Origin of the sequence: Bryobacter aggregatus MPL3, assembly GCF_000702445.1 — a bacterium.
Taxonomy (GTDB): domain Bacteria; phylum Acidobacteriota; class Terriglobia; order Bryobacterales; family Bryobacteraceae; genus Bryobacter; species Bryobacter aggregatus.
On sequence record NZ_JNIF01000003.1, the window covers coordinates 1,417,700 to 1,441,268 of the forward strand.

Below are 23,569 nucleotides of genomic sequence, written 5' to 3' on the forward strand. Positions count from 1 at the left end.
TCGAAGGGGACAAAGAAGTAAAAAAGCTAGGGATATACCCGAACGACGCGGCGAAGGGGCGATTCAAAGTGCTAGACACTGGAACGCCCCTTCTCCCATTGAGGAGACTCATTTTTCATGTCCAAGATGCTCGAGGAGATTCGCCAGCAACCCGAGGCCCTGTCCAAAACACTCCAACAGGAGTGGAAGGGGATCGAGAAGCTCAAGAAGCAATTTGAGGCCTATCCACCGCGCCTGATTGTATTGGCCGCCCGGGGCACTTCAGACAACGCCGCACAGTTCGGCCGCTATCTCCTGGAATTGCTCACTGGCATTCCCGTCTCGCTCGCCGCCCCTAGTATCTATACCCTCTATGATCGCAAGATGAATCTCGAGGACACCCTCGTGGTGGCGATCTCGCAATCGGGAGAGTCCACCGACACGAATCTCGTTCTCGAACGCGCCAAAGAAAATGGCGCTTTCACTCTCGGCATCACAAACGAAGCCAATTCGACCCTGGCCAAGCTGGGCCATGCCTCGATTCTGGTGCGCGCGGGCAAAGAGAAATCCGTTGCCGCCACCAAAACCTACACCGGCCAGTTGATGGCAATGTATCTGCTTGCCTACGCCCTCGGTGCAAAGCTGGAGCGCAAGCAGTTGGAAACCCTGCCCGGGCTTGCCGAAAAGGCCTTGAAGCTCGAACCACAGGTGGCCGAAATCGCAGGCCGTTATCGCTTCATGAACCATGCAGTGGTGGTGGGCCGCGGTCTGAATTATGCGAACGCCTTCGAGTTCGCGCTGAAGATGATGGAGACCTGCTATGTGATCGCCGAGCGCTTCTCGAGCGCCGACCTTCTCCATGGTCCAATTGCGATGGTCGACCCGCACTTCCCCGCTTTTGTCTTTGCCCCCTCAGGCGTCACTTGGGATTCGATCTCGCAACTCTTGACTCGCATCGATTCGACAACGCACGAGTCGCTGATCATCACCGACAAGAGCAACAAGGCTGCCTTTGAGTCGAAGCGCCGGGCCTTCCGCATCCAAGCCTCGATTCCGGAACTCTTCTCGCCGATCCCCTACATCATCCCGGGCCAGCTCTTTGCGGGCTACCTGGCGACGGAGAAGGGGCTGAACCCAGACCAGCCGCGTTCGCTTACCAAGGTGACGCAGACGCTCTAGTATTTAGTGGTGGCGCATCCGGCCCGCCCAGCGGAGGAAGCGCCACATTTCCCAGCGGTGCGTCCAAAGGAAGCTCCAGAACTGGTTGAAATCAATCTGTTCGGCATGAGTGCCCCAGTAGGTTTCCATGCGCCAGCGCAGATAAGGACTAGCCCAGGGCCGCAACCGGTAGCCGCGTGAGGATTGCCAGAGGAATCCGATCATTACTTCGGATCGAGCAGACTATTCTGCGTCGCCTTCGGAGCTGCCTTCTGCGGCCCGGCATAATAACCAGACCGGGTGCGAACCGTCGGCCGGTTCGGGCCGGTGGCCGCGACGCGAATCGTGCGGAAGGTGCCATCCAGTTCCTGCACCGTCGGGGTATAACCGATCACGTACTGGTTGCGAATATCCTTCGCCACTTCGAGCGCGAGAGCATCCACTTCTTCAAGAGTCTTCGGAAAGAAGCAAAGCCCGCCGGTTTCCTTGGTGATCATCTCAAGTGCCCGTTTCGCCCGCTTGGCTTCGCGCGGCACCTCTTCGCTCAACAACGCAATCGCGTAGATCACCACATCGGTCGAGTGCGCCAGGGAGATCACCTTCTCGAGCGAGATCTTGCTCGCCGTGTCGGCTCCATCAGTGATCAGCATCAGCACCTTCTTGTCGCGCTTGCCTTTGCGCTTCACGTGATCGAGCGACATGCTGATCGCGTCATACATCGCCGTGCCGCCGCGGGCGTCAATGCGTGTCAGCCCTTCTTCCATCTTCTTGATCTCACCGGTGAAATCGACATCGAGAAAGGCGTCGTCGTTGAAATTCACGACAAACACTTCGTCCTGCTGATTGGAGGCCTTCACCATCTGCATGGCCGCGATCTCAACCTTATTGCGGCGCAAACGCATGCTGCCGCTATTGTCGACAATCACCCCAAGAGATACGGGGACGTCTTCTCTGCGGAAGATCTTGATCGGTTGCTCGACATTGTTCTCGTAGACTTTGAAGGCCGATTGCTTCATGTCGGTCACAAGGTTGCCTTTGTTGTCGACAACGGTTGCGTTGAGGATCACCAGGCGCGTGTCGCTTTTGAAAACTGGATCGTCTTGCGCCCGCAGGGGCGCAATCGCGAGAGGGGCCGCCAGCAAAAAGAGGCGCCTATTGAACAGGTGCATAATAGCCTTGCCTCCAGGAGGGCCGCAGGGGCGGCAAACCTCTTGGTTGTACTAACTTAACTTGGACGCGGCGATACTTGCCGTCGCGTTCCTGATTTTTCGGTGAGTAGCCAATCAAATACTGATTGCGCAGCACAATGCCAATTTTAGCTGCTACGTCGGGCAACTCATTCACATTCTCGATCGCAAAGTGCTTCCCACCCGTTTGCTCTGCCAGATCATTCAGCAGGCCAGGGCCGGAAAGCTCTTCCGCCGTGCGCCCTCTCGCGCCTAAGGATTCGAAAATACCAATCGCATACAGTTGGACGTCCGCTTCCCGCACCAAGTTCTTGATTTCGCTCTCTGTATAACGGCTGGAGTTATCTCCACCGTCTGAGATCACCAGAACGGCTTTGCGCGGATTCGTCGCTTTCTTCATCTGATTCATCGCCAGATAGATGCCATCGAGCAGTGCGGTGCGGCCCTTGGCTTGGGTAAAGGTAAGACGGTTCTGGATCTCTTCCGTATTGTGCGTAAACGGAACGATCAACTCCGGCCGGTCGTTGAATTGTACGAGAAAGAACTCATCTTCCGGATTGGCAGTCTTGAAGAACTGCGCTGCGGCCTGCCTGCTATTTTGCAGCTTCGCGCCCATGCTGTTGCTGGTATCAAACACCAACCCGACAGAGAGCGGCGCATCTTCACTGGCAAACTGAGCGATCGTCTGTTCAATCTTGTCTTCAAAGACCTTAAAGTGCTCTCGCTCGAGACCTGTCACAAAACGGTTGAGCGGATCCGTTACGGCAACGGGAATCAAGACCAAGTTTGTGTCCACACGCAAGTTGGCGGGCTTGGATGGATCCGTATCTTCTGGTTTCAACGGCTTGCCGTCGCGTGGCTGGATGTTGACACGGGAAGGCGGCGGAACTTCATTCTTCTTCTGCGCCTGATTCTTGTCGGAATCCGCGCGAGCCCCTTGACCACCTGCGGTCCCAAACCCAAGTGCGACCAATACGATCATCAAGGCGAAGTGTGCCACTTCTTTTTTGATCCTCATCTTTGGACCTCGCCCGCTAAATTGCCCTCAGTATAACATCGGCCTTTTAGGGACTCCTCCAATGTAGTACCGTTACAAATTATTGCTATGAGGCCGCCACGATTGACTGCGGTCGACGCCCTCAGAGGACTGGTGATGGTTCTCATGGCTCTCGATCATGTCCGCGATTTCTTCCATATCGGCGCCATGTCCTTCCAGCCGGACGACCTGACCCGCACCACAACCGCCCTCTTCTGGACCCGTGTGGTGACCCATCTTTGCGCGCCCGTCTTCATGTTTACGGCAGGCCTTGGCGCCTCACTCGCCCTGGCCGGACACGGGGACCGGCCGAAGCTGTCCCGCTTTCTCATCAGCCGCGGTCTCTGGTTGATCTTCCTGGAGCTGACCGCGCTGCACCTGGCAATGTTCTTCAGCCTCAGCAACGGTCCGGTGTTACTCACCGTCCTCTGGGCACTCGGTTGCTCGATGATCGCCTTGGGCGGCCTTCTCTATCTGCCGAAGTTGGTTCTGGGTTTATTGAGCATGGCAACCATTGCGCTCCACAACCTGGCCGACCCGCTGCAGTTGGACGGCGCCTGGAAGATCTTCCACCAACCGGGAGTCTTTCTCCTCGGCCCGATCGTGGTGTTCGTCGCCTACCCGCTGATCCCCTGGATCGCGGTCATGGCCGCGGGCTTCTGCTTCCAGCCGAAGTGGAGCCTGCCCGCAGGATTGAGCTTGACCGCGGCATTCGTCCTGCTACGCAGCATCAATCACTATGGCGACCCGCAACCTTGGGCCGGTACCTTCTTGTCCTTCTTCCGCACCACCAAGTACCCGCCTTCGCTCGATTTCCTCTTGATGACAATGGGGCCTGGACTTCTGCTGCTTGCGCTCTTCGGGCGCTGGCAATTGTCTGAATCGAACCCGCTCGTCCGCATCGGTCGCGTGCCGCTATTCTACTTTCTGTTGCACTTCGCACTCGCTCATCTGCTCGCCTTTCCTCTCGCCTGGCTGCGCTATGGCGAGGTCTCTTTCCTGTGGAAGCCGCTGCCGTCCCTAGGCGGCGCAGCCGACACTTACCCGGCTGGATACGGCTACAGCCTCACTGAGGTCTATCTGATCTGGATCCTGGTGGTGGGCATCTGCTATCCGCTCTGCGTCTGGTTTGGCAATCTGAAGCAGCGTCGCAACGATTGGTGGCTCCGCTACCTCTAGCGATACTGGAGGAGATGCAGACGGTTCTTTTTTTCTTCACCGGTGGAACCATATCGATGAAGCACGACGCCCTGCGCGGAGGCGCGGTGCCGGCCTTGTCCGGGGACGAGATCCTCGCCCACGATCCGGAACTGGCGCAGTTGGCCCGTGTCGAGGTGATCGACTTTGCCCGCCTCGCTGGCCCGCAGATGACGCCACAACATATGTGGGATCTTTCGGAGCAGATCCGCGAACAGTTGGAGAGGCCCGAGATCGCAGGAATCGTGGTGACGCATGGAACCGATACGCTCGAGGAAACCGCCTTCTTTCTCGACCTACGCCACCACTCCTCTAAGCCAGTGATCGTGATTGGAGCCATGCGCAATGCCTCGGAGCTGTCCTATGACGGCCCGGCCAATATCCGCGCGGCGCTACGGGTGGCGCTGGATCCGGCCTCTCGCGAGCAAGGCGTCTTTGTCCTGCTGAACGAGACAATCCATGCGGCCGCCTATGCCACCAAGATGGATACGCAGGCGATTGAGACTTTCCAATCTCCGGTCTTTGGCCCGCTCGGCATCGTCGACAAAGACCGTGTCTACTTTGCCCGGACCCTCAAGCTGCGCCAGGCAATTGCGACCCAAAGCTTTGAGCCGCATATCGATCTGTTCCAGATGTACTCAGGCGCCGATGGCCGCTTCATCGACTATGCGCGCGAGACTGGCGCACGTGGCCTTGTGATCGAAGGAACCGGACGAGGCAATGTGCCACCGTTGACCCTACCCGCCATCCAGCGCGCGATCGATGCCGGAATCCCGGTGCTGATCTCTACACGTTGCGCGCAAGGCCGCGTGCTCGACACCTATGCGTATGAAGGCTCCGGACGCGATCTTCGCAACCGAGGGGTTCTCTTTGCAGGAAGCCTGAGCGGCCCCAAAGCCCGCATCCTGCTGATGCTCGCCCTCGGCGCCACCCGGGACCCGCAAGAGCTGCGGCAGTTGATTGAAGCCGGGCAATACTTCTAACGGCGAAGACTTCTGTTATGATCGCTGTCCGATGACTGGCAAGCTTCTCTTTCTCTCGATCCTCCTCGTCTCCTGCTCCAGCGTCCCGAAGACAACAGCGGAGAAGGCCCCCACCTTGCCCGATCTTCCACGGGCGATCGCCGAGGATGTCCGCTTTCCATCGGCCAAGCGGATCTCCGTCACCGTCGTAGAGAAACCCTTGTTAGGACTGTCCTATCTCGGAGGCGGCAATCTCGCTGCCTATGAGGACGGCAAGAAGCAATACAAGCTATTCCTCATCCGTTGCCGGACAGCCCAGCAAGCAGGCAGCTACATCTTTGACATCAAGAACCAGATGCAGGATCCGAAGTTTGTGGCTTCCTATGGAGGCTACTTTGCCAACACGGCCGCCGGGCCGCTCTTTGTATTTGCCAAGGGAAGCTATCTCGCCGGTATCGCCGGACTGAGCGAAGAGGAAGCCATCGAGACCGGGAAAGAGTTTGCCGCGCGCATTCCCAACTAGGGCTCAGTTGCTCGTGTGGTCGTGGATGAACTTCCAGCCTGCTGCGGCCTTCTTGGCAATGAGAGTGAAGCGGCCCGTCGCCGGGCCTCCGCCCTCCGCCGTGCGCTCCAATACATAGCGTCCCCACACCAGAGCAACGCCCTCCGCCAACATCTTCACTTCTACATCGACAAACTGGAGCTTGCCCATCTTGGCGCGGTCTCCGTAGTCGCGGCGATAGCGGGCAAGCACGCCGTCGTAGCCGCGCGTAAGAGTCTTGCCAATGAAGGTGATGTCCTCGGAATGCTCATAGCCCGTCATGAAGCCTGCAATGTCGCCGCGGTTCCAGGCCGCACTCTGCGCGTCGAGCACCTTCCGAACAGACGCTTCTTCCGGCGCTGCGCTCAATTGCATTGCCATGGCCAAACCGACGATCCATCTCATGCTCGACACTATAACTTGTGAGCCCACTCGCAATCAAAATCGCCCAGCGCATTCGCACCAGTGGGCCCATCCTCTTCTCCGAGTTCATGGAGATGGCGCTCTATGACAAAGAGAACGGCTACTATCGCGGAGACCCCTTCGGCAAAGATGGGGATTTCTTCACCGCATCCCAGTTGCAGCCCGTGTTTGGCGCTTATGTGAAGGCGCTGGCCGAAAGCTTGCTTCCCAACTTCAAGAGCTTCGTCGACATCGGCGCTGGTAGAGAAGAGCTTCGCGAGACCTTCCAGGATCGCTATACGGCGGTGCAACAAGGGCAGGAAATTCCTGAAACATCGCGAAGCATTTTGTTCTCGAACGAATTCATTGATGCTCTGCCTGTCGATGTGAAGGATGGAGAACTTAGCTTACGAGTGGATGTCGATGCACTGGGACAGTTCCACTGGTGGCCTCACGAACCAGGCGAGGGAGTGAGAGAAGTACGGCCCGCTTCCCGCCGCTATCTGGAAGAGGCTTGGGCCTCGATCGATGGTCCGGGCTTCTACATCCTGATCGACTACGGGTATCGCGAAGGAGACCGGGCACGCTTTCCGCAAGGCTCCCTGATGAGCTACCGCCGTCATGCCGCAAGCGCGAAGGATCTACTGCTCGATCCAGGCTCACGCGACATCACCGCTCATGTGGATTGGGATGCGTTGACGGCAGAGGCAGAAGAGGTGGGATGGAAGCGGCACAGCTTCTCGACGCTGCGGGCCTCCATCATCGCCCTCGGGCCCGCTGTGCTGGAAAGCCTGTCTTTATTGGGGGAAATGCAACTGCGAACCTTATTGTTCTCGATGGGGGAGAGCTTTGAGGTAGTTGTGTTCAGAAAAGAATAGAGCCCCGATTGCTCGGGGCTCAGGTGGTTGTAGATTGGCTCACACCCTTGCGGGTACAAATGCTGACTACTTTTTCGTAGCCTTCTTCGCAGGAGCAGCTTTCTTAGCAGCCGGAGCGGCCTTCTTCGCAGGAGCGGCGGCCTTCTTGGCAGGAGCAGCCTTCTTAGCAGGAGCAGCCTTTTTCGCAGGTGCCTTCTTTGCCGGAGCAGCCTTCTTTGCCGGAGCTTTTGCAGCTTTCTTTGCCGGCGCCTTGGTTGCATTCTTCATTCGAATGATTCTCCCTAACATCAATTTGAGTCCTCGCGTGGAGGACTCAGTGCTTCAGATATAAAGTCTTTCGCAATTAATGTCAAGGGAAAAAATTCGCGATGGACGCGGTAGCTACTCAAGTGAAAGTTCAAAACATTTCACAGTAGAATTGTTTTTGAGTAGGGACGCTCTCTTCATGAGGCTTCACGCGTTATTTTCCATTGCCGTCATTATGTTGTTCGCCTCCTCTTGCTCTCATCGCAAGAGTGCAAAGCGCGCCCCATCGGTTCCTCCACCTCCTGCGCGCACTGTTCATATTGGGGATGTCGAACGAGGCATCGCCAGTTGGTATGGAGTGCCGTATCATGGCCGCCGCGCCGCCAATGGCGAGATCTATGACATGCGGCAACTCACTGCCGCACATCGTACGATGCCTTTCGGCACATGGCTTCGCGTAGAGAATGAGAGCAATCGCAAACAAGTGAATGTGCGGATCACAGACCGTGGACCGTTCGTTGGAGACCGCATCATCGATCTCTCCCAGCGCGCCGCCGAAGAGATCGCGATGATCGGCCCGGGACTGGCGAAGGTGAAGCTGACCGTCATCGCCCCACCGAAGGGCGAGGTAGTGGAGTTATATGGAGTGCAAGTAGCGGCATGGTCCGACCGGGAGCGGGCCGAAGCTTTGCGCCGGGAGCTCTCAGGCAAGTTCCCCCATGTCGTCGTGGTACCCAACGATGCAGCGCCCGTCCTCTACCGGGTGATCACAGGACGGAGCACGCGAGATGATGCACAAGAATTAATGGCGCGCCTGCGCGCCGCCGGGTATCGTGGGTTCGTGCTTCGACTGGATCTTCCGAAGATGGGAGTCTCTGGTCCGAGCTAGTACATCCAGAAAAATATGGTGATTGCCACATTTTTCTACAGAGTTTTTACGGCTTCGCGCCACTAGTTCCCAAGGTGTCGACTTCATGCATCCAACTCTCGAAGAAAACCTCAAAGTATTGATCGGCCAGTCGCCGAGAATGTTGCAGCTCCAGCGATTGATCGACAAGCTCGGTCGATGCCGCTGGCCCGTCCTGATCCTCGGCGATACAGGGACGGGGAAGGAAGTAGTGGCCCGGTCGATCCATCATGTCTTGAATGATGGCCCGTTTATTACGGTGGACTGCAGTTCGATGGTAGGACCGCTGATGGAGAGCGAGCTCTTTGGCTATGTACGAGGCGCCTTCACCGGTGCGAATAACTCAAAGGCCGGCTTGCTCGAACTGGCTCATGGAGGCACGGCATTCCTCGATGAGATCGGCGAGTTGCCGCTCGACCTGCAAGCCAAACTATTGCGGGTACTCCAAGAGAAGGAATTCCGGCCGGTCGGTGGCCTCACCCAGAAGCGTGCAGACTTCCGCGTCATCGCGGCAACCAATCGCGATCTGGCCAAAGAGGTGGAGAAGGGAAACTTCCGCCGCGATCTCTATTACCGGCTGAACGTGGTCACACTGCGCCTGTCTCCCTTAAAGGAACGGCGCGAGGATGTGCCGCATCTGCTGGCTCACTTTCTCAAGCGCTACGGACGGCACCAGGCCATGGACCCCGAGGTGCTGGAAGCACTCCTGACCTACGATTGGCCAGGCAATGTACGGGAGCTCGAGAACTGCGTCCAACATATGTTGGCAGTGAACTCAGGCCCGGCCTTCCATCGAGCCGATCTCCCCTCGAGTGTCCTCCACGGAACCGGGAGGCGTCTGACGCTTCCACAAGCATCCTTCTCTCCGGTGCCTGCTCATTTTCCGGATGCAAGCACTCCTCAATTTGGCCCCACCTTCGCGATCAGCCCGGGTACAGGGACAGCCGCCGCACCCGCACTGGCAATGGTTCCGATTGTTCCGTTGGCCGAGTTAGAGAAGCAGGCCATCTTGCGGGCACTCGAATATACAAAGGGCGATCGCCTCACCGCCGCCTCGCTTCTGGGGATTGGGCGAACCACGCTCTATCGCAAGCTGAAAGAGTACGAACTCGGCGAAGAAGCTTGAGAAGAATCAGGAGCTACCTGCACTTTCCTTGTGAGGATGCGCAAGAAGCTCACGAGAATTCTCCTGCTTGAGGACAACATGGCCGATGCTGGTCTCGTTCGCGAGGCCCTCGCCGAACTCGAAGAACTACAGAACGGGAACACTTGGTTGAGTCCCTATGAACTCTGCGATGCCGAGAGTCTTTCTGAAGCATTGCTTCTGCTCAACGAGATCAGCTTCGATGTCATCCTGGCTGACCTTTGGGTCCCCGATAGCGCTGGTATTGGAACCTTCCAACGGCTCAAGGCAGCTGCCGCTCACACGCCGATTCTCATCATTGCGAATACAGAAGATCCGGCCTTGACGGTGCGTCTGGTGCAAGAAGGCGCCCAGGATGTCCTGGTGAAGCACGAGGTGGATTGCACACCACTCGGCAGAGCGCTGCGTTGCGCCATTGAACGCAATCGAATCTCAACGGGTCTGCGGCGCCTGAGTGTGCGCGATGAACTCACGGGTCTCTTGAACTTCACCGGCTTCGTACAACTGGGCGAGCCCTTCTGCCGCTTGATGGGGCGGCGGGAGTCCCCGGCTGCCTGCGCGATGTTATGCCTGGCGAATCTCGATGCGGTATCGGAAATCGCCGGCCGTCATGAGGAAGAGTGGCTGCTGGTGGAGACCGCGGAACTGCTGCGCATCTCGGCAGGCGATATCGATCTGGCATCCTACCTTGGCCGCGGCCGCTTTGCACTGTTGAGCCCGGATCGCGATGCCACCGAACTCTATGAGATCGCGGTTGCGTTGCGGAACTCGATTCGAGGCAAAGCCATCGCACGGGGCACACCGCTGGAGGTGCAGATCGAAGTCGCAGCGGCGCAACTCAGCGAGCACAACTCCTGGCAGTTAGAAGGCCTGCTCGATGAGGCCGAGGACGGGCTATGGGAGAATAGGCGCTTCGAGACCTCGTGCGAGACCTCATTCGATCCAGCCGATCCGGCGGCCAAGTCCCTCATCCACTAATCGGCCTCGACGCCAGCTATTCGATCGGTCAGAACCTCAGCGGAGTGGGCAAGTACTCTCTGCACCTGATGGAATGCCTGCCCGATGACTTTTCTTATCGCCGCTATTACCGGCCACACCGCTATCTCCGTGCGCCCTCGCCCAAGTCCTTGCTGCTCGACCTCCTTCCGCCCGCGGTGGCCTTGTTCCACGGGTTGAACCAACGGTTGCCGCGCCGCAAGCGCAGTCCCATGGTGAGTACCTTCCACGATCTCTTTGTTTTAAGCGGGGAGTATTCGACACGAGAGTTTCGCGAGCGCTTTGCCTTACAGGCCAGAGAAGCAGCAGAACGATCGGACCGGATCATCGCCGTATCGCAATTTACGGCAGACCAGGTGGCGTCTTATCTCGATTACCCAAAGAGCCAATTGCGAGTCGTCCCACATGGCGTCACACTCCCGCCGGTGGTTGTGCCGCTCGAGAGCCGGGAGAAGATTGTCTTGACGGTGGGGGCTGTTCAGAAGCGCAAGAATACGAAACGGCTGATTGCAGCGTTTCGGGCGATGCCCGCAGATTGGGAACTCTGGATTGCAGGCTCCGGAGGCTTTGGCGCCGACGAGATGTTGCAGGGCTTGCCGCCCAGGGTGAAGGTCTTAGGCTATGTAAGCGATGACGAGTTGGGAAAGCTCTACCAGCGCGCCTCGATCTTCGCATTCCCGTCTCTCGATGAGGGCTTTGGGATTCCTGTCCTGGAAGCAATGGCCCATGGACTACCCGTGCTCACTTCGCTCAGCTCGGCGCTGCCTGAGGTGGCTGGAGACGCGGCGCTGCTCATCGACCCAGGGCACCATGAAGCAATTGCGTACGGATTGACACAACTCCTCGATCCGTCATTGCGGGACCGCTTGTGCAGGAAGGGTTTGGCGCGGGCACAGGACTTCAGTTGGGAGAATGCGGCTGCAAAAACAGCGGCGGTCTACCGGGAACTGCTCCCCGCCTAACGGTCGTCTTCTTCGAGCGAGATCTTCAAAGCTTTCAGGAACTTGGTGTCCTGGGAGTTCCAGCTCACCTTGCCTGTCGCTTCAAAGCTCTCAGGATTGGCGGAAGAGGAGGAAGTATTGCCATCCTCGTCTTCTTCCCGTTTGTTGAAGCCGATTGTCGCCTCCAACACCAGGAACACGTCATACCCGGCGCGTTTGATATCGCCTATTGCTGCAGCAATACGATCGGAATCCGAAAGGGACTCATTAATCGCATTCCCGAGCTCTTGCATCAGCTCTTTAAGGTTCTCGTCCATGCGGCTTCCAGTCACAGAATAACATTGGGGCTTATCGGCAACTTCCTGGCTTTGCTAGCATGAAGCTTCGAGCGTATGAGACGTTTTTTACAGGCCTTTATGCCCGGTGTCATCAAACCGCTCCACATTCTCTGGAACGAGTTGATCGGCTTCTTCTTTGCCGTGTTCGCGATTTTCATTTTTGGAAGTCTCGCGAAGGGGATCTACGACTATAAAGGCGACCAGTCCAGCTTCTTCCGCCTGGTGATGTTGGGGATTGCCTTTCTCGTGATGTCCGCCTACGGTCTCCAGAGTTATTTCAAGGCACGCAAGATCGGCAAATCCTAGCTGTGGCCCAACCTCCCCCAGGCGAGTATCCCTTTACCCGCGGTATTTATGCCGACATGTATCGCAAGCGGCTCTGGACGATGCGGCAGTATGCGGGCTTCGGCTCTGCAGAAGAATCCAATCGCCGTTACCGCTATCTCTTGAGCCAGGGCACCACCGGTCTGTCTGTTGCCTTTGACCTGCCGACGCAAATGGGCATGGATGCCGACCACCCCCTCGCCACGGGTGAAGTGGGACGAGTGGGCGTTTCGATTTCGTCGCTCGCCGATATGGAGGTGCTCTTCGCAGGCATCCCGCTCGACGGCATCACCACCTCGATGACGATCAACTCGACAGCGAGTATTCTGCTGGCGCTCTATACGCTGGTGGCAGAAAAGCAGGGCGCGCAGGTCAAGAAGCTCTCGGGCACCATCCAGAACGACATCCTCAAGGAATACATTGCCCGGGGCACCTACATCTATCCTCCCCGTCCGGCGATGCGCATCATCACAGACATCTTTGCCTGGGCCAGTACGGAATTGCCGGAGTGGAACACGATCTCGATCAGCGGTTATCACATTCGCGAGGCCGGCTCGACAGCGGCCCAAGAGATCGCCTTCACCCTGGCCAATGCCATCGCCTATATCGAAGCGGCGATGCGGGCCGGGCTTCAGATCGACGCCTTCGCGCCCCGCCTCAGCTTCTTCTTCAACGCACACAATGACTTCTTCGAAGAGATTGCCAAGTATCGTGCGGCCCGGCGTCTTTATGCCCGTCTGATGAAAGAGCGTTTTGGAGCTAAGGACCGGCGCTCGATGCTGTTGCGCTTCCATACTCAAACGGCAGGCTCTACGTTAACCGCCCAGCAGCCGATGAATAATATCGCGCGGGTGGCTCTCCAGGCCATGGCCGCCGTGCTGGGCGGAACCCAAAGCCTGCATACCAACGGCATGGATGAAGCGCTGGGCCTGCCCACCCAAGAGGCCGCCCGTGTCGCCTTACGCACCCAACAGATCATTGCCTACGAAACCGGAGTGACCGGAACGCCAGACCCCCTCGGAGGTTCCTACTGGGTGGAAGAGCTGACGGACCGGCTGGAGGCCGAGGCCGAAGCCTACATCGCGCGCATCGATGCCATGGGCGGCACGCTTGCGGCAATCGAGAGCGGTTACATCCAGGGTGAGATCCAGAACGCCGCCTACGAGTACCAGAAGCAAGTGGAGAGCGGCGCGGCGATTGTGGTGGGCGTCAACAAGTTCGAGGAAGAGGACAAACAGATGACAGCCGTGTTTCAGATCGATCCGGCGATCGAGACGGGACAAGTGGCACGTCTCCGCGAATTGCGGGCCTCGCGAAGCCAAACAGACTGGACTGCGGGATTAGAAGGATTGGAGCGGGCAGCGCGCGGAGGGGGTAATCTGATGCCGCACATCTTAGCGGCGGCGCGTGCGTATGCTACCGTAGGAGAAATTTCCGACCGGCTACGTACCGTGTTTGGAGAATTTCGAGAGAGCACTTCCGGATCTTTTTTTTAGGGAAAGGGGATCTAGAAGTGCTCTCCGTCTCTCTCTGTTGATATGACGAACGAGAACGCAAAGCGTTAAGTTCCATACGAAACTATTTTTCTTAAATCATTCCGACGATCGCGTTGCCGAGAAGGCAAGCGAGCCCAAGAGGGATCAAGCGTTTCCACCCCAGATCCATCAATTGGTCGTAACGCAGGCGCGGCCAACTGGCCCGGAACCAGACCAGGACATAGAACACACCGCTGGCCTTCAAGAAGAACCAGAAGGGGCCGGAAAGCAGTTGGTTCATGACAGGAATCAGGAAGACTAAGCCTGCCAATGCAAAGAGTACGGTAAAAGGCAGAAGCTTCATCCGGAAGCAGCCATAGGCGCAGAGCCCGAAAAGCAGCAGCGGGACAAGAGCTTCCATCGGCCAAGCCAGCCAGGCGACATTCGGAAAGGGCCGGAGCCATCCGCCGAAGAAGAGCGTCACAGCAACACAGCAAACAATCACAATGTTCGTGTATTCGGCCAGCATGTAGAGCGCCCAGCGGAATCCGCTGTACTCGGTGTGATAACCGGCCACAATCTCGCTTTCGGCCTCGGGAAGATCGAAGGGTGCGCGATTGATTTCCGCCACAGCCGCGATCAGAAAGATAAAGAAGGCGAGCAGCATCCCGCCATAGTTGCCAAAGACGAACCAGACCCCCAGCCGCTGCTGGGCTTCCACGATGCCGACCAGCGAGAGGGTTCCGGACATCATGACGACGCAAACCAGCGCCAGCCCCATCGCCACTTCGTAGCTGATCAACTGTGCCGCCGCGCGGAGCGCGCCGAGCAAGGCGTAGTTACTGTTCGAACTCCAGCCACCTAGAATCAGGCCAAAGACCCCCACCGCGGCCATCGCAGAAATAAAGAGAAGCCCGACATTGACGTCGCTGATATTCAGAAACTTTGTGATCGGCACCACGGCGAAGGCAGCGAAGGCCGTGCAGAGGCTGATCACCGGCCCCAGATAGAAGAGGCCCCGATCGGCTTCGACAGGGACGATGTCTTCTTTGAGCAGCAGCTTGAGCGCATCGGCGAGCGGCTGCAATAAGCCGTGTGGTCCCACCCGCATCGGGCCGAGCCGGGCCTGGAAGTCGGCAAGCAGCTTGCGCTCCACTAAGACCAGATAGCCCACCACTAAGGGGAAAGCAGCCGCAAAACCGAGAGCCATCAAGTAAGGGAAATACCCGGTCAGGATCTCGTTCATCGCAGCGCCTCCCTGGCCCAGGAGAGAGCCGGTTCGGGATTGAGCCCAAGACCCAGGCTGAGAATCGCAGCCACACCGACAGCAGCGCGCCAACCCAGACTGATGGCAATCGTGGGGCCCACCTGCTCCCGCGGTTTCTGTGTCATCTCGCGCACAATGCGGAAGTAGTAATACAGCGAGACCGCAACATAAAGCGCCGCCACAATGGCCACGGCGTACTGCCGTGTCTGGACGAGCGAGAGAAAGATCATGTACTTTGCAAAAAAACCGGCCGTCGGCGGCAGCCCAGCCAGAGAGAGCAGCAGGATCACCATCAGCATCGCGATAGCTGGGTGGCTGTAGAGCAATCCCCGAAAGTCTTCTACGCCCTCGCGCTCCATCGCAGCCAGCACCAGGAAGGCGCCCGTCGTCATCAACGTATAGACCAGCAGATAGAGCAGCATGCCTTCGATGCCGGTCTGGTTGCCTGCCACCAGGCCGAGCAGCAGATAGCCGGCATGTCCAATGCTGCTGTAGGCCAGAAGGCGCTTGGCGCTGCTCTGCGTGATGGCGGCCAGATTGCCAATCGTCAGACTGGCAAGGGCCGCAAAGAGAATGACGCCTTCCCAACTGGGACGGAAGGGATGGAGCGGCCCGAGGAGGAGCCGCAAGAGAAGTCCGAAGCTGGCCACCTTAGAAGCGGTTGCGAGGAAAGCCGTCACCGGAGTGGGCGCGCCGTCATAGGCATCGGGAGCCCACATGTGCATCGGCGCGGCGGCCACTTTGAAGAGCAGGCCGAGAACAATCGGGATGACCGCCAGCAGGATCAGCGGATCGGTGGGCAGCCGGGTGCCGAGTTGCGCCGTCATCGTCAGATAGCGCGTGGAGCCGGTCAGCCCATAGAGAACCGAGAAGCCATAGAGCAGCAATCCACTCGAGAAGGCACCGAGCAGCAAATACTTGAGCGCCGCTTCATTCGAGCGGGGCTCGCGCCGCAGGAAGCCGGTCAGAATATAAAAGCTCACCGCGGTGATTTCGAGACCAATAAAAACAGTCACCAGTTCCGTGCCCGCGTTCATGAGATACATGCCGCTCTGGGCGAGCATCATCAGGCCGTAGAACTCGGGATGATCTTCTTCGCGAGCTTCGAGATACCGGGAAGCGCCAATCGCTGCCAGGACCGTACCCACCAGGCAGATCGCATTCATGTAGATGCCAAAGGAATCGATCACCACCGAACCCTGGAAGCCAGTCAGGCTGGTAAAGCCGTTCTGCCGCCAGAGGCTGATCGCGGCGAGGATCTCACCCACAACGAGGAAGGCCGGATACACACGAGGGCTATCCAGCCGCATCAGAAACAGCGAGCAGCCAAACAGCGCCAGCACCAGCGCCGGCATGATCGTAAACAGATCGTTGATCGACACGGGCATCATGGGCGCAACCTTTCGAGGAGGATCCCGACCGGTTCTTGAATCAGCCGGAAGTGTTCGCTCGGGTAGACGCCAATCCAAACCGCCCAGACCAGCAACGGGCTGACAATCAGCCATTCCCGGAAGCTCAGATCTTTCAGCGACCGGTTCTCTTCCTTCGTGATCGGACCCAGCATCGTATGCCGGTACAAGGAAAGCATATAGCCGGCACTCAGAATGATGCCGACCACGGCAAGGACAGCCCACCAGGGTTGCGCCAGGAAAGCACCGCGCAGGATGGTGAACTCTCCCACGAAGCCATTCAGCAGCGGAAGACCAATCGAACTCAGCATCGCGACGGCAAAGACTGCGGCATAGCCGGGCATCACCTTGCTGATGCCGCCGTAGTCACCGATGTCGCGGCTATGCCGGCGATCGTAGATAAAGCCGATCAACAGAAAGAGCAGCCCGGTGGAGATGCCGTGGTTCACCTGCTGGAGGATGCTCCCTTCAATACCCATCTGATTCAGGCTGAAAATCCCAAGCGTGCAGAAGCCGAGATGACTGACGGAAGAATAGGCGATCAGGCGCTTCCAATCTCTTTGCGCCAAACAAATCAGCCCGCCATAGAGGATGGCGGCAACCGACAAGGCTCCAATCACCTGCACAACATTCGCATCCAGGCTGGCCTTCGGCAGAAGCGGCAGCGAGAAGCGGAGGAAGCCATAGGTGCCCATCTTCAACATCACCGCAGCCAGCATCACCGAGCCAGCTGTTGGAGCCTGGGTGTGCGCATCGGGCAGCCAGGTGTGGAAGGGCAACATCGGGATCTTGATCGCAAAGCCAAGGAAGAGCGCCCAGAAGACCAGACGTTCCGTCGGCAACGGCAAGCTGACACGGAGCAACTGCTGCAGATCGAAGCTGTAGATACCCGTTTGCGCCGCGTGTTGGAGATAGAGCGCAAGAAAGCCCACCAGCAACGCAATGCTGCCGGCCACCGTATAGAGGAAGAATTTGAAGGCCGCATACTGCCGCCGCTCGGCGCCCCAGATTCCGATCAGGAAGTACATCGGAATGAGCACCGCTTCAAAGCAGATGAAGAAGAGCAGCAGGTCCTGCGCCAGAAAGACGCCAAAGCAGCCAGCCTCAAGCAACAGCAACATCGAGTAAAAGGCCCGCGGCATTTGTGGACTGGCCAGAATTCCGAGCAGGCTCATCAAGGCCGTGAGCCCCACAAACAGCAGGCTGATGCCATCGAGGGTGAGCAGGAACTGCGCCCCGATCGAAGGAATCCACTCATAGCGCAGTTCCTGCGGCACGGGCCCGAGGGCGAGTTGTACAGATTCCGCCAGGCAAGCGCCGGCGGCCAGGATGGCAAGCGGCCAAGCCATGCGCTTGGGCAGGGCCAGCAGCAACAGCGCAGCCAGAATCGGAAGAAGCAGAAGCCAGATCATTGCAGCCAGTACCAGCCAAGCGCGGATGCGAGAGTGAGGACAATCACCAGACCGTATTGCGAGATGCGGCCGGTCTGCAGAAGCCGAACCGGAAAAGAAGCAGCTTCAAAGCTAATCGCCACGGTCTTGACGACGCCATCCACGACCAGCCGGTCGAAGGCGCCGCTGAGGTAGCTGAGACCGCTGGTGAAGTAGCCAGAGACGCGGGGCAGTAGGTCGACAAGGTTCTCGTCGATCCAGGCAAGCCCGGCCGCCCCTCGCTTGCCAATCGCCTGTACCCACACGAGTTCATAGGCGTCATTGATGTACCACTTCTGCGTAAAAAGTGTTTTGAGTGTTTGGGGAATCAGAAGGCCGCGCCCGATCCAGAGACCGGCAATCGAGATCAGGGCCGAAGCAGCCATGATCCACAGCCCGTCCTTCGAGTGTGGGCCGAAATAGCCTCCAATCACACTGCCGATCGCGAGGGGCCAAAGCGTGTGCAGTGTTGTCCCATGAGCCTCGTGCGCATCGGTGCGATCGTATTTGCCGTAGAAGACCGCCCAGATCATACGGCTGGAATAGGCAGCCGTCAGGAAGCTGACCAGAAAGGCAATCCCCAGCAGCCAAGGCGAGCCTTGCGCCGCGATGAGAATCTCGTCCTTTGAGAAGAACCCAGCCAGCCCGGGGAAGCCCGCAAGGCTGAGTGCGCCGAGCGTCATCAGGCGAAAGGTCCAGGGCATGCGATCCTTCAGTCCGCCCATGTAGCGAACGTCCTGCTCACCATGCAACGAGTGGATCACGTTGCCGGCGCACAAGAAGAGCAGAGCCTTAAAGAAGGCGTGCGTGGCCACATGGAAAATGGCGGCGTTTGTCGCCCCCAGACCCGCAGCAAGGAACATCAGGCCCAACTGGCTGACGGTGGAATAAGCCAGAATCCGTTTGATGTCGTGCTCCACCAGCGCGATCGTCGCGGCAATCAGAGCCGTCACCGCGCCAATGGCGGCGATCACCAGACCGGCCTCCGGCACGATGGCATAGAGCGGAGCAAGCCGCGCAAACAGGTAGATGCCCGCCGTGACCATCGTGGCCGCATGGATCAAGGCCGAAACCGGCGTGGGGCCCACCATCGCATCCGGCAGCCAGACAAAGAGCGGCAGTTGCGCCGATTTGCCCGTCGCCCCCAGCGCCAGCAACAAAGCAGCGGCCAGCACCGCAGGACTGGCGGCCAGGCGATTGAGGTCCTGGAAGTTGACGGTTCCTGCCACTCCGAAGAGCAGGAAGATTCCGATCAGAAACCCGGCGTCCCCTGCTCGATTGTAGAGAAAAGCCTTGTTCGCACTGCGATTGACGTTCGGACGGTCATGGTGGAACCCGATCAGAAGATAGCTTGCCAGCCCCACACCTTCCCAACCCGCAAAGAGCAGAACCAGGTTGCTCGACAAGAGGAGCAGGAACATGAAGAAGACAAAGAGATTCAGATAGGCAAAGTAGCGCCAACGGCCATCTTCCTCCGCCATGTATCCGATGGAATAAACATGAATGAGCAGGCCAATGCCGCCGACAATCAGCACCATCAGCGCACTGAGATCGTCGTAGAAGAGATTGAAGCCGATGCCCGGCATCCACTCATAAAGATGCTTCGTCACCGCACTACTGCGGGGGCTGAGCGCGGCGCCCAGACCATGGAGAAAACTGAGCGCAATCGCCAGTGACGCAATATAGCCAGAGCCGCGCCGCAAAACGGCGATGAGCGCCGACCCGATCAGCGGGTACAGCGGGATGAACCAGAAGCTGGAGAGAAGATTCACCATTTGAGGAGGTCGATCTCATCGGCGAGAACCGTACCGCGATTGCGGAAGAGCGCAATGAGGATGCCGAGGCCCACCGCGGCTTCCGCAACGGCGACCGTAATCACAAAGATGGCGAAAACTTGGCCGGTGACATGTTCCCAGTGTTTCGAGAAGGCCACCAGATTGATGTTGACCGCGTTCAGGATCAGTTCAATGGACATCAGAATGACAATGACATTGCGGCGCATCAGCAATCCGATCGAGCCGATCAGCAGCAGCGCGGCGCTCACAGCCAGATAATGCCCGGTACCGATGGGGGAGAGGCTCATTCCGGCGCCTCATGCTTCTGCGCCATCCAAACGGCGCCCACCACCGCAATCAGCAGCAACAGCGATGCCGCTTCAAAGGGAAGCGCGTATTGCAACAAGAGACTATCGGCCACCCGCTCTGTATTCCCCGGTGGGTTCAGCCGCGGCGCCGGGCCCGGCGGCAGATTCGGCAGACCCGTACGGATCAGCACCACCAACTCAAGGAAAACGGCTGCCACCGCCGCCATCGCAATCGGCCATTGCCGGCTATACTGCCGCAGCTTGACGGCAGCCTCGACATGGATCAGCATGATGACAAACAGAAACAGCACCATCACGCCACCCACATAGAGCAGAATCTGCACAGCGAAGAGAAACTCTGCCGACAGCATCAGAAAGAGTCCGGCAACGCCGAGCAGCGAGAGGATCAAGGCGAGCGCGCAGTGCACCGGGTTGCGCCGCACCACCGTCAACAGAGCGCCCACCAGCGTCATCGCGGCGAAGATGTAGAAAAGAGCCGTGTCCATTACTTGGTGTAGTGAGTGGGTCTCGGTCCTTCCTCAAGCATCTGGCGGTCCCAGATCAAACCTTCCCGCGTGTAAGACGCCATTTCAAAATCTTGCGTCAACTCGAGCGCATCAACAGGGCAGGCATCTTCGCAAAGCCCGCAGAACATGCAACGCGACAGATCGTAAGTAAAAGTAGTGAGATCCAGGCGCCGGGTTTCCTTGTTGCGTACCGTGCCCACCACGATCAGATTCTCCGGGCAAGCCTTGGCGCAAAGATCGCAGCCAATGCAGAGCGTCTCGCCGTTATCAGGATTGATGTTCAGCCGCGGAGCGCCACGATAGCGCTCGCCCACCTGCGGGCGCTGCTTCGGATATTCTTCGGTGGCAATATTCGTCGTCCGCTGCATCCGGAAGGTGAGCCAAAGCCCATCCAGAAGGTCGAGCAGGAAGATTCGTTTCAGACTTTGACCCAGTCGCGACAGCATCGAAGTAGCGTTCTGTTCCATTATCGATCCACCTCTCCGAGAACAATGTCGATTGTCCCGATGATCGCCACAACATCAGCCACAAGCGACCCTACCGCCATTTTCTCAAGCGAAGCCAAATTCAGGAAGCTGGGGGGGCGCACCCGGATGCGATGCGGATGCACAGTGCCATCCGAAACAATGTAATAACCAAGCTCTCCCTTGGGGGCTTCGATTGAAACATATACTTCGCCCGGCGGTGGCTTGAGAATCTTCGATACCTTCGCGAGAATCGGCCCGCTAGGGATCACGTCCAGTGCCTGCAGAATGATGCGGATGCTCTGGCGCATCTCTTCAATGCGAATCAGGTAGCGGTCGTAGCAATCAGCGCCGTCGCGCACCGGAATGTCGAAGTCGAACTGCTCGTAGCCAGAATAAGGCTGCGCCTTGCGCAGATCCCATGGAACACCGGCAGCACGAATCATCGGCCCGGAGACAGCGTAGCTCTTGCAATCCTCGGCGCTCAGCACCCCAACGCCGCGCAGGCGCTGCACCCAGATCGGGTTGTGCGTCAGCAACTGCTCGTACTCATCCAGGCGATGCTGGAAACTCTCGCAGAAGGCCCGGGTTTCCGCCTCAAAAGTATCGTGCAGGTCATACTGCAGCCCGCCGATACGGAAGGCATGGGTGGTGAGCCGCGCCCCGCAATAGTTCTCGAAAATCTTGAGAATGTCTTCGCGCTCGCGCATGCAATAGAACAGCGCCGTCATCGCGCCAATGTCGAGCGCGTGCGTGCCCAGCCACAGCAGATGGGAAGCGATGCGATTCAGTTCCGCAAACAGGACACGCACCACCTGCGCACGGGGCGGCGCTTCTACTGCAATCAGTTTCTCCACCGCCAGACAATAGCCGAGACCGTTTGAGACGGCTGCGATGTAGTCCATGCGGTCCACATAGGGCGCAAACTGGACATAGGTCCGGTTCTCCGCAATCTTTTCGACACCACGATGGAGATATCCGATGACACATTCCACCGCTTTCACCCGCTCGCCGTCCAGCTTGAGAATCAAGCGCAGCACGCCGTGCGTCGAGGGGTGCTGTGGCCCCATGTTGAGAACCAGTTCCTGGGTTTCGAGGTAGTTTGTAGCGGCAGGCGTCATTGTCCACTCTCGATTCCCAGATGCCGCTGCACCCAATCCTGGTCCATGCCCACGATGCTCTGTTCTTTGCGCAAGGGAAAGCGATGCCAATCCTCGGGCAAGAGAATGCGCTTCAGATTCGGGTGCCCAGCAAAGTGGATGCCGAACATATCAAAAACTTCGCGCTCGAGCCAGTCTGCCGCCGCATAGAGCGGGGTGAGCGACTGGGCAGCGGCGCCGTCAGCAAGACTCATCTTGATGCGGACACGGCGATTATCTGCAAATGAGTACAGAATCGCAAGAATCTCAAAGCGCAGTTCGACCTTCGGCCAGTCCACTGCGGTGAGATCGACCAGATAGTCGAAGCCCTGTTCTTTGAGAAATGCGACGACCCGAAAGAATGCGCCGCTTTCGACCTGCACGAAGGGCTGGCCGTGAAACGATTCGAGTTTCAAGATGGCTAGGGTAAAGGCGGAACTGAGTTGACTGGCGAGAGGGTCTTCCCAAGGGTCCGTGGCCATAACCGGAGCCGGTTTGGCTTCTTGAGACATTGTGAAACTATCAGGGTCGCACAGTTTATTCTGGAAGTTATGTCAGAACGTGAACAATTGCGCGCCAGCAACCGGGTCGTCCCTGTCTCGAAAGAGGATGAAGGCCGGAGCTGGTCGAAGATTTCCAATGGTGTGTACGGCTTTACCTATTCGCCAGCCAGTGAAAATGGGGGTCTTTTTCTAAACGAACCCAAACAGAGCTATGAGATGCACAAGCTCGCCGATGGATCGCTGCACATCATTGCCTACGCAACGGCGGAGTTCGCCCAGAAGCTGCAATCCAAAGGCGCACAAGACATCGAGGTGTATCCGATCGTGAAAGAGGAATCAAAGGTGCTGGTACAGATTCCACATGCACGGATCGCGACGGCAAAAGCCTTGGACCGGGACGACACGAATCGTTTGAAGGTCAGCCTCCGCCCCGTCTAAGCCATTCGGGCTAGCCCCTGAAAATCCTATTGGAATACTCAGGCGCCCGGATTTCAGGTCGATAGAGCAAGGAAGATGGCGAACCCTGCTCTTCGATCTGGGGCGCTTGCGGACTTGTTTGTTCGTGGGTTGGTGACGGCGGCCGAGCCGAAATTTCCACATTTTGTCATTCGTACCCAGCCGCGCGCGGAGCGTCAGGTGCGGGATCGACTGCTGGCCCAGGGCTTTGAGGCCTTGTACCTCAAGTTTCTGCCGAATTTTCTCTTCACACGCTTCTCCCCCTCCCAGCGCTTGCAGATCGCTTCGATTGCGGGTGTCCACTCCATCATCGGCGTCGCGGCCCAGCCCGTGGCCGTGGACGAGAAGGAATTGGACGCCCTGGTGCGAGTGGCGGAGTGCCGCCTCCGCACTGCGCCAGCTCCCTTTCCCGCGGAAGGTCACCCTTGCCTATTGCGATCCGGCCCTCTGGAAGGGGTGAGCGGACGGCTGACCACCACTTGCCAACCTCCCCTTTTCCTCTTGAGCCTGAGCGTGTTGCAGCGCTGCGTCTCTATCCCCATCGAGACGGCGTGGCTCTGATTTCGCCTCCCAACCCATT

28 protein-coding genes are annotated in these 23,569 nt (G+C 58.1%); 13 read left to right on the forward strand and 15 right to left on the reverse strand.

Translation table 11 applies throughout. The features are described from left to right. The first annotated feature begins 117 nt into the window (after positions 1-117). Entirely contained in the window at positions 118-1,158 is a 1,041-nt protein-coding gene (locus M017_RS0106835; RefSeq protein WP_031496817.1) for an SIS domain-containing protein, read from the forward strand. 3 nt (positions 1,159-1,161) lie between these two features. On the opposite strand, the gene M017_RS0106840 is transcribed toward M017_RS0106835, so the two are convergent. The 3 genes from M017_RS0106840 to M017_RS0106850 are packed head-to-tail and all read right to left on the reverse strand — an operon-like array spanning position 1,162 to position 3,342. Continuing rightward, positions 1,162-1,362 (reverse strand): hypothetical protein, encoded by a 201-nt coding sequence (locus tag M017_RS0106840; RefSeq protein WP_031496819.1) that lies wholly within the window; start codon positions 1,360-1,362, stop codon positions 1,162-1,164. Continuing rightward, entirely contained in the window at positions 1,362-2,306 is a 945-nt protein-coding gene (locus tag M017_RS0106845) for a VWA domain-containing protein (protein WP_051669574.1), read from the reverse strand. The genes M017_RS0106840 and M017_RS0106845 overlap by 1 nt, the downstream gene beginning before the upstream one ends. Next, on the reverse strand, positions 2,290-3,342 hold the full coding sequence (locus M017_RS0106850; protein WP_238325828.1) for a VWA domain-containing protein: 1,053 nt from the start codon (positions 3,340-3,342) through the stop codon (positions 2,290-2,292). Before M017_RS0106850 ends, M017_RS0106845 begins: the two co-directional genes overlap by 17 nt. Before the next feature lie 87 nt (positions 3,343-3,429). On the opposite strand from M017_RS0106850, the gene M017_RS0106855 reads away from it, so the two are divergent. The 3 genes from M017_RS0106855 to M017_RS0106865 are packed head-to-tail and all read left to right on the forward strand — an operon-like array spanning position 3,430 to position 6,042. Next, on the forward strand, positions 3,430-4,539 hold the full coding sequence (locus tag M017_RS0106855) for an acetyltransferase domain-containing protein (protein ID WP_031496824.1): 1,110 nt from the start codon (positions 3,430-3,432) through the stop codon (positions 4,537-4,539). Positions 4,540-4,553: 14 nt separating this feature from the next. Next, entirely contained in the window at positions 4,554-5,540 is a 987-nt protein-coding gene (locus tag M017_RS0106860) for an asparaginase (protein WP_031496825.1), read from the forward strand. Positions 5,541-5,571: 31 nt separating this feature from the next. After that, on the forward strand, positions 5,572-6,042 hold the full coding sequence (locus tag M017_RS0106865) for a hypothetical protein (RefSeq protein ID WP_031496826.1): 471 nt from the start codon (positions 5,572-5,574) through the stop codon (positions 6,040-6,042). Between the two features lie 3 nt (positions 6,043-6,045). Here the strand turns inward: M017_RS0106865 and M017_RS0106870 are convergent, their stop codons facing one another. Beyond that, positions 6,046-6,465 (reverse strand): YybH family protein, encoded by a 420-nt coding sequence (locus M017_RS0106870; protein ID WP_031496828.1) that lies wholly within the window; start codon positions 6,463-6,465, stop codon positions 6,046-6,048. 17 nt (positions 6,466-6,482) lie between these two features. Here M017_RS0106870 and M017_RS0106875 point away from each other — a divergent pair, with 17 nt between their 5' ends. Next, positions 6,483-7,340 carry an SAM-dependent methyltransferase gene (locus M017_RS0106875; RefSeq protein WP_031496830.1) on the forward strand — a complete coding sequence of 286 codons (858 nt, stop codon included), beginning with the start codon at positions 6,483-6,485 and terminating at the stop codon, positions 7,338-7,340. Between the two features lie 66 nt (positions 7,341-7,406). On the opposite strand, the gene M017_RS0106880 is transcribed toward M017_RS0106875, so the two are convergent. Next, on the reverse strand, positions 7,407-7,607 hold the full coding sequence (locus tag M017_RS0106880; RefSeq protein ID WP_031496832.1) for a hypothetical protein: 201 nt from the start codon (positions 7,605-7,607) through the stop codon (positions 7,407-7,409). Between the two features lie 178 nt (positions 7,608-7,785). Between M017_RS0106880 and M017_RS0106885 the strand changes: the two genes are divergently transcribed. The 4 genes from M017_RS0106885 to M017_RS0106900 all read left to right on the forward strand — a co-directional run bounded on the left by M017_RS0106885 (position 7,786) and on the right by M017_RS0106900 (position 11,595). Next, complete coding sequence (locus M017_RS0106885; RefSeq protein WP_031496833.1) at positions 7,786-8,475, forward strand: septal ring lytic transglycosylase RlpA family protein; 690 nt, start codon at positions 7,786-7,788, stop codon at positions 8,473-8,475. 85 nt (positions 8,476-8,560) lie between these two features. Then, entirely contained in the window at positions 8,561-9,619 is a 1,059-nt protein-coding gene (locus M017_RS0106890; protein WP_051669576.1) for a sigma-54 interaction domain-containing protein, read from the forward strand. Between the two features lie 36 nt (positions 9,620-9,655). Beyond that, positions 9,656-10,615 (forward strand): GGDEF domain-containing response regulator, encoded by a 960-nt coding sequence (locus M017_RS0106895; protein ID WP_031496836.1) that lies wholly within the window; start codon positions 9,656-9,658, stop codon positions 10,613-10,615. Continuing rightward, positions 10,561-11,595 carry a glycosyltransferase family 4 protein gene (locus tag M017_RS0106900; RefSeq protein ID WP_238325829.1) on the forward strand — a complete coding sequence of 345 codons (1,035 nt, stop codon included), beginning with the start codon at positions 10,561-10,563 and terminating at the stop codon, positions 11,593-11,595. Before M017_RS0106895 ends, M017_RS0106900 begins: the two co-directional genes overlap by 55 nt. On the opposite strand, the gene M017_RS0106905 is transcribed toward M017_RS0106900, so the two are convergent. Beyond that, positions 11,592-11,891, reverse strand: a complete 300-nt coding sequence (locus tag M017_RS0106905) for a hypothetical protein (protein WP_031496839.1) — start codon at positions 11,889-11,891, stop codon at positions 11,592-11,594. The two genes, M017_RS0106900 and M017_RS0106905, sit on opposite strands and share 4 nt — an antisense overlap. 75 nt (positions 11,892-11,966) lie before the next feature. Between M017_RS0106905 and M017_RS0106910 the strand changes: the two genes are divergently transcribed. Together M017_RS0106910 and M017_RS0106915 are read left to right on the forward strand one after the other, a co-directional pair. After that, positions 11,967-12,218: a hypothetical protein gene (locus tag M017_RS0106910; RefSeq protein ID WP_155121287.1), complete on the forward strand. Its 252-nt coding sequence runs from the start codon at positions 11,967-11,969 to the stop codon at positions 12,216-12,218. A 56-nt stretch (positions 12,219-12,274) separates the two neighbouring features. Next, positions 12,275-13,732, forward strand: coding sequence for an acyl-CoA mutase large subunit family protein (locus M017_RS0106915; protein ID WP_035957707.1), 1,458 nt, complete (start codon positions 12,275-12,277; stop codon positions 13,730-13,732). 91 nt (positions 13,733-13,823) lie between these two features. On the opposite strand, the gene M017_RS0106920 is transcribed toward M017_RS0106915, so the two are convergent. From M017_RS0106920 to M017_RS0106960, 9 genes are read right to left on the reverse strand one after another with little or no spacing between them, the layout of a single operon-like run. Further along, positions 13,824-14,957: a complex I subunit 1/NuoH family protein gene (locus M017_RS0106920; RefSeq protein WP_031496844.1), complete on the reverse strand. Its 1,134-nt coding sequence runs from the start codon at positions 14,955-14,957 to the stop codon at positions 13,824-13,826. Next, complete coding sequence (locus M017_RS0106925; RefSeq protein WP_031496846.1) at positions 14,954-16,369, reverse strand: NADH-quinone oxidoreductase subunit N; 1,416 nt, start codon at positions 16,367-16,369, stop codon at positions 14,954-14,956. Before M017_RS0106925 ends, M017_RS0106920 begins: the two co-directional genes overlap by 4 nt. Then, positions 16,366-17,799, reverse strand: a complete 1,434-nt coding sequence (locus M017_RS0106930) for a complex I subunit 4 family protein (RefSeq protein WP_031496847.1) — start codon at positions 17,797-17,799, stop codon at positions 16,366-16,368. Before M017_RS0106930 ends, M017_RS0106925 begins: the two co-directional genes overlap by 4 nt. Further along, the gene (gene nuoL / locus M017_RS0106935) at positions 17,796-19,592 is read right to left on the reverse strand and encodes an NADH-quinone oxidoreductase subunit L (protein WP_031496848.1); all 1,797 of its coding nucleotides are present in this window, start codon (positions 19,590-19,592) and stop codon (positions 17,796-17,798) included. Before nuoL ends, M017_RS0106930 begins: the two co-directional genes overlap by 4 nt. Beyond that, the gene (gene nuoK / locus M017_RS0106940; RefSeq protein WP_031496850.1) at positions 19,586-19,900 is read right to left on the reverse strand and encodes an NADH-quinone oxidoreductase subunit NuoK; all 315 of its coding nucleotides are present in this window, start codon (positions 19,898-19,900) and stop codon (positions 19,586-19,588) included. Before nuoK ends, nuoL begins: the two co-directional genes overlap by 7 nt. Continuing rightward, positions 19,897-20,406, reverse strand: a complete 510-nt coding sequence (locus tag M017_RS0106945) for an NADH-quinone oxidoreductase subunit J family protein (protein WP_031496853.1) — start codon at positions 20,404-20,406, stop codon at positions 19,897-19,899. The genes nuoK and M017_RS0106945 overlap by 4 nt, the downstream gene beginning before the upstream one ends. Continuing rightward, complete coding sequence (locus M017_RS0106950) at positions 20,406-20,894, reverse strand: NuoI/complex I 23 kDa subunit family protein (protein WP_238325830.1); 489 nt, start codon at positions 20,892-20,894, stop codon at positions 20,406-20,408. The genes M017_RS0106945 and M017_RS0106950 overlap by 1 nt, the downstream gene beginning before the upstream one ends. Beyond that, positions 20,894-22,012, reverse strand: a complete 1,119-nt coding sequence (locus M017_RS0106955; protein WP_031496856.1) for an NADH-quinone oxidoreductase subunit D — start codon at positions 22,010-22,012, stop codon at positions 20,894-20,896. Before M017_RS0106955 ends, M017_RS0106950 begins: the two co-directional genes overlap by 1 nt. Then, complete coding sequence (locus M017_RS0106960; protein WP_155121288.1) at positions 22,009-22,542, reverse strand: NADH-quinone oxidoreductase subunit C; 534 nt, start codon at positions 22,540-22,542, stop codon at positions 22,009-22,011. Before M017_RS0106960 ends, M017_RS0106955 begins: the two co-directional genes overlap by 4 nt. Before the next feature lie 39 nt (positions 22,543-22,581). Between M017_RS0106960 and M017_RS0106965 the strand changes: the two genes are divergently transcribed. Together M017_RS0106965 and M017_RS0106970 are read left to right on the forward strand one after the other, a co-directional pair. After that, on the forward strand, positions 22,582-22,971 hold the full coding sequence (locus M017_RS0106965; RefSeq protein WP_031496859.1) for a hypothetical protein: 390 nt from the start codon (positions 22,582-22,584) through the stop codon (positions 22,969-22,971). A 75-nt stretch (positions 22,972-23,046) separates the two neighbouring features. Continuing rightward, a complete protein-coding gene (locus M017_RS0106970; protein WP_031496861.1) occupies positions 23,047-23,550 on the forward strand; it encodes a hypothetical protein in 504 nt (167 codons plus the stop codon). Positions 23,551-23,569: the final 19 nt, after the last annotated feature.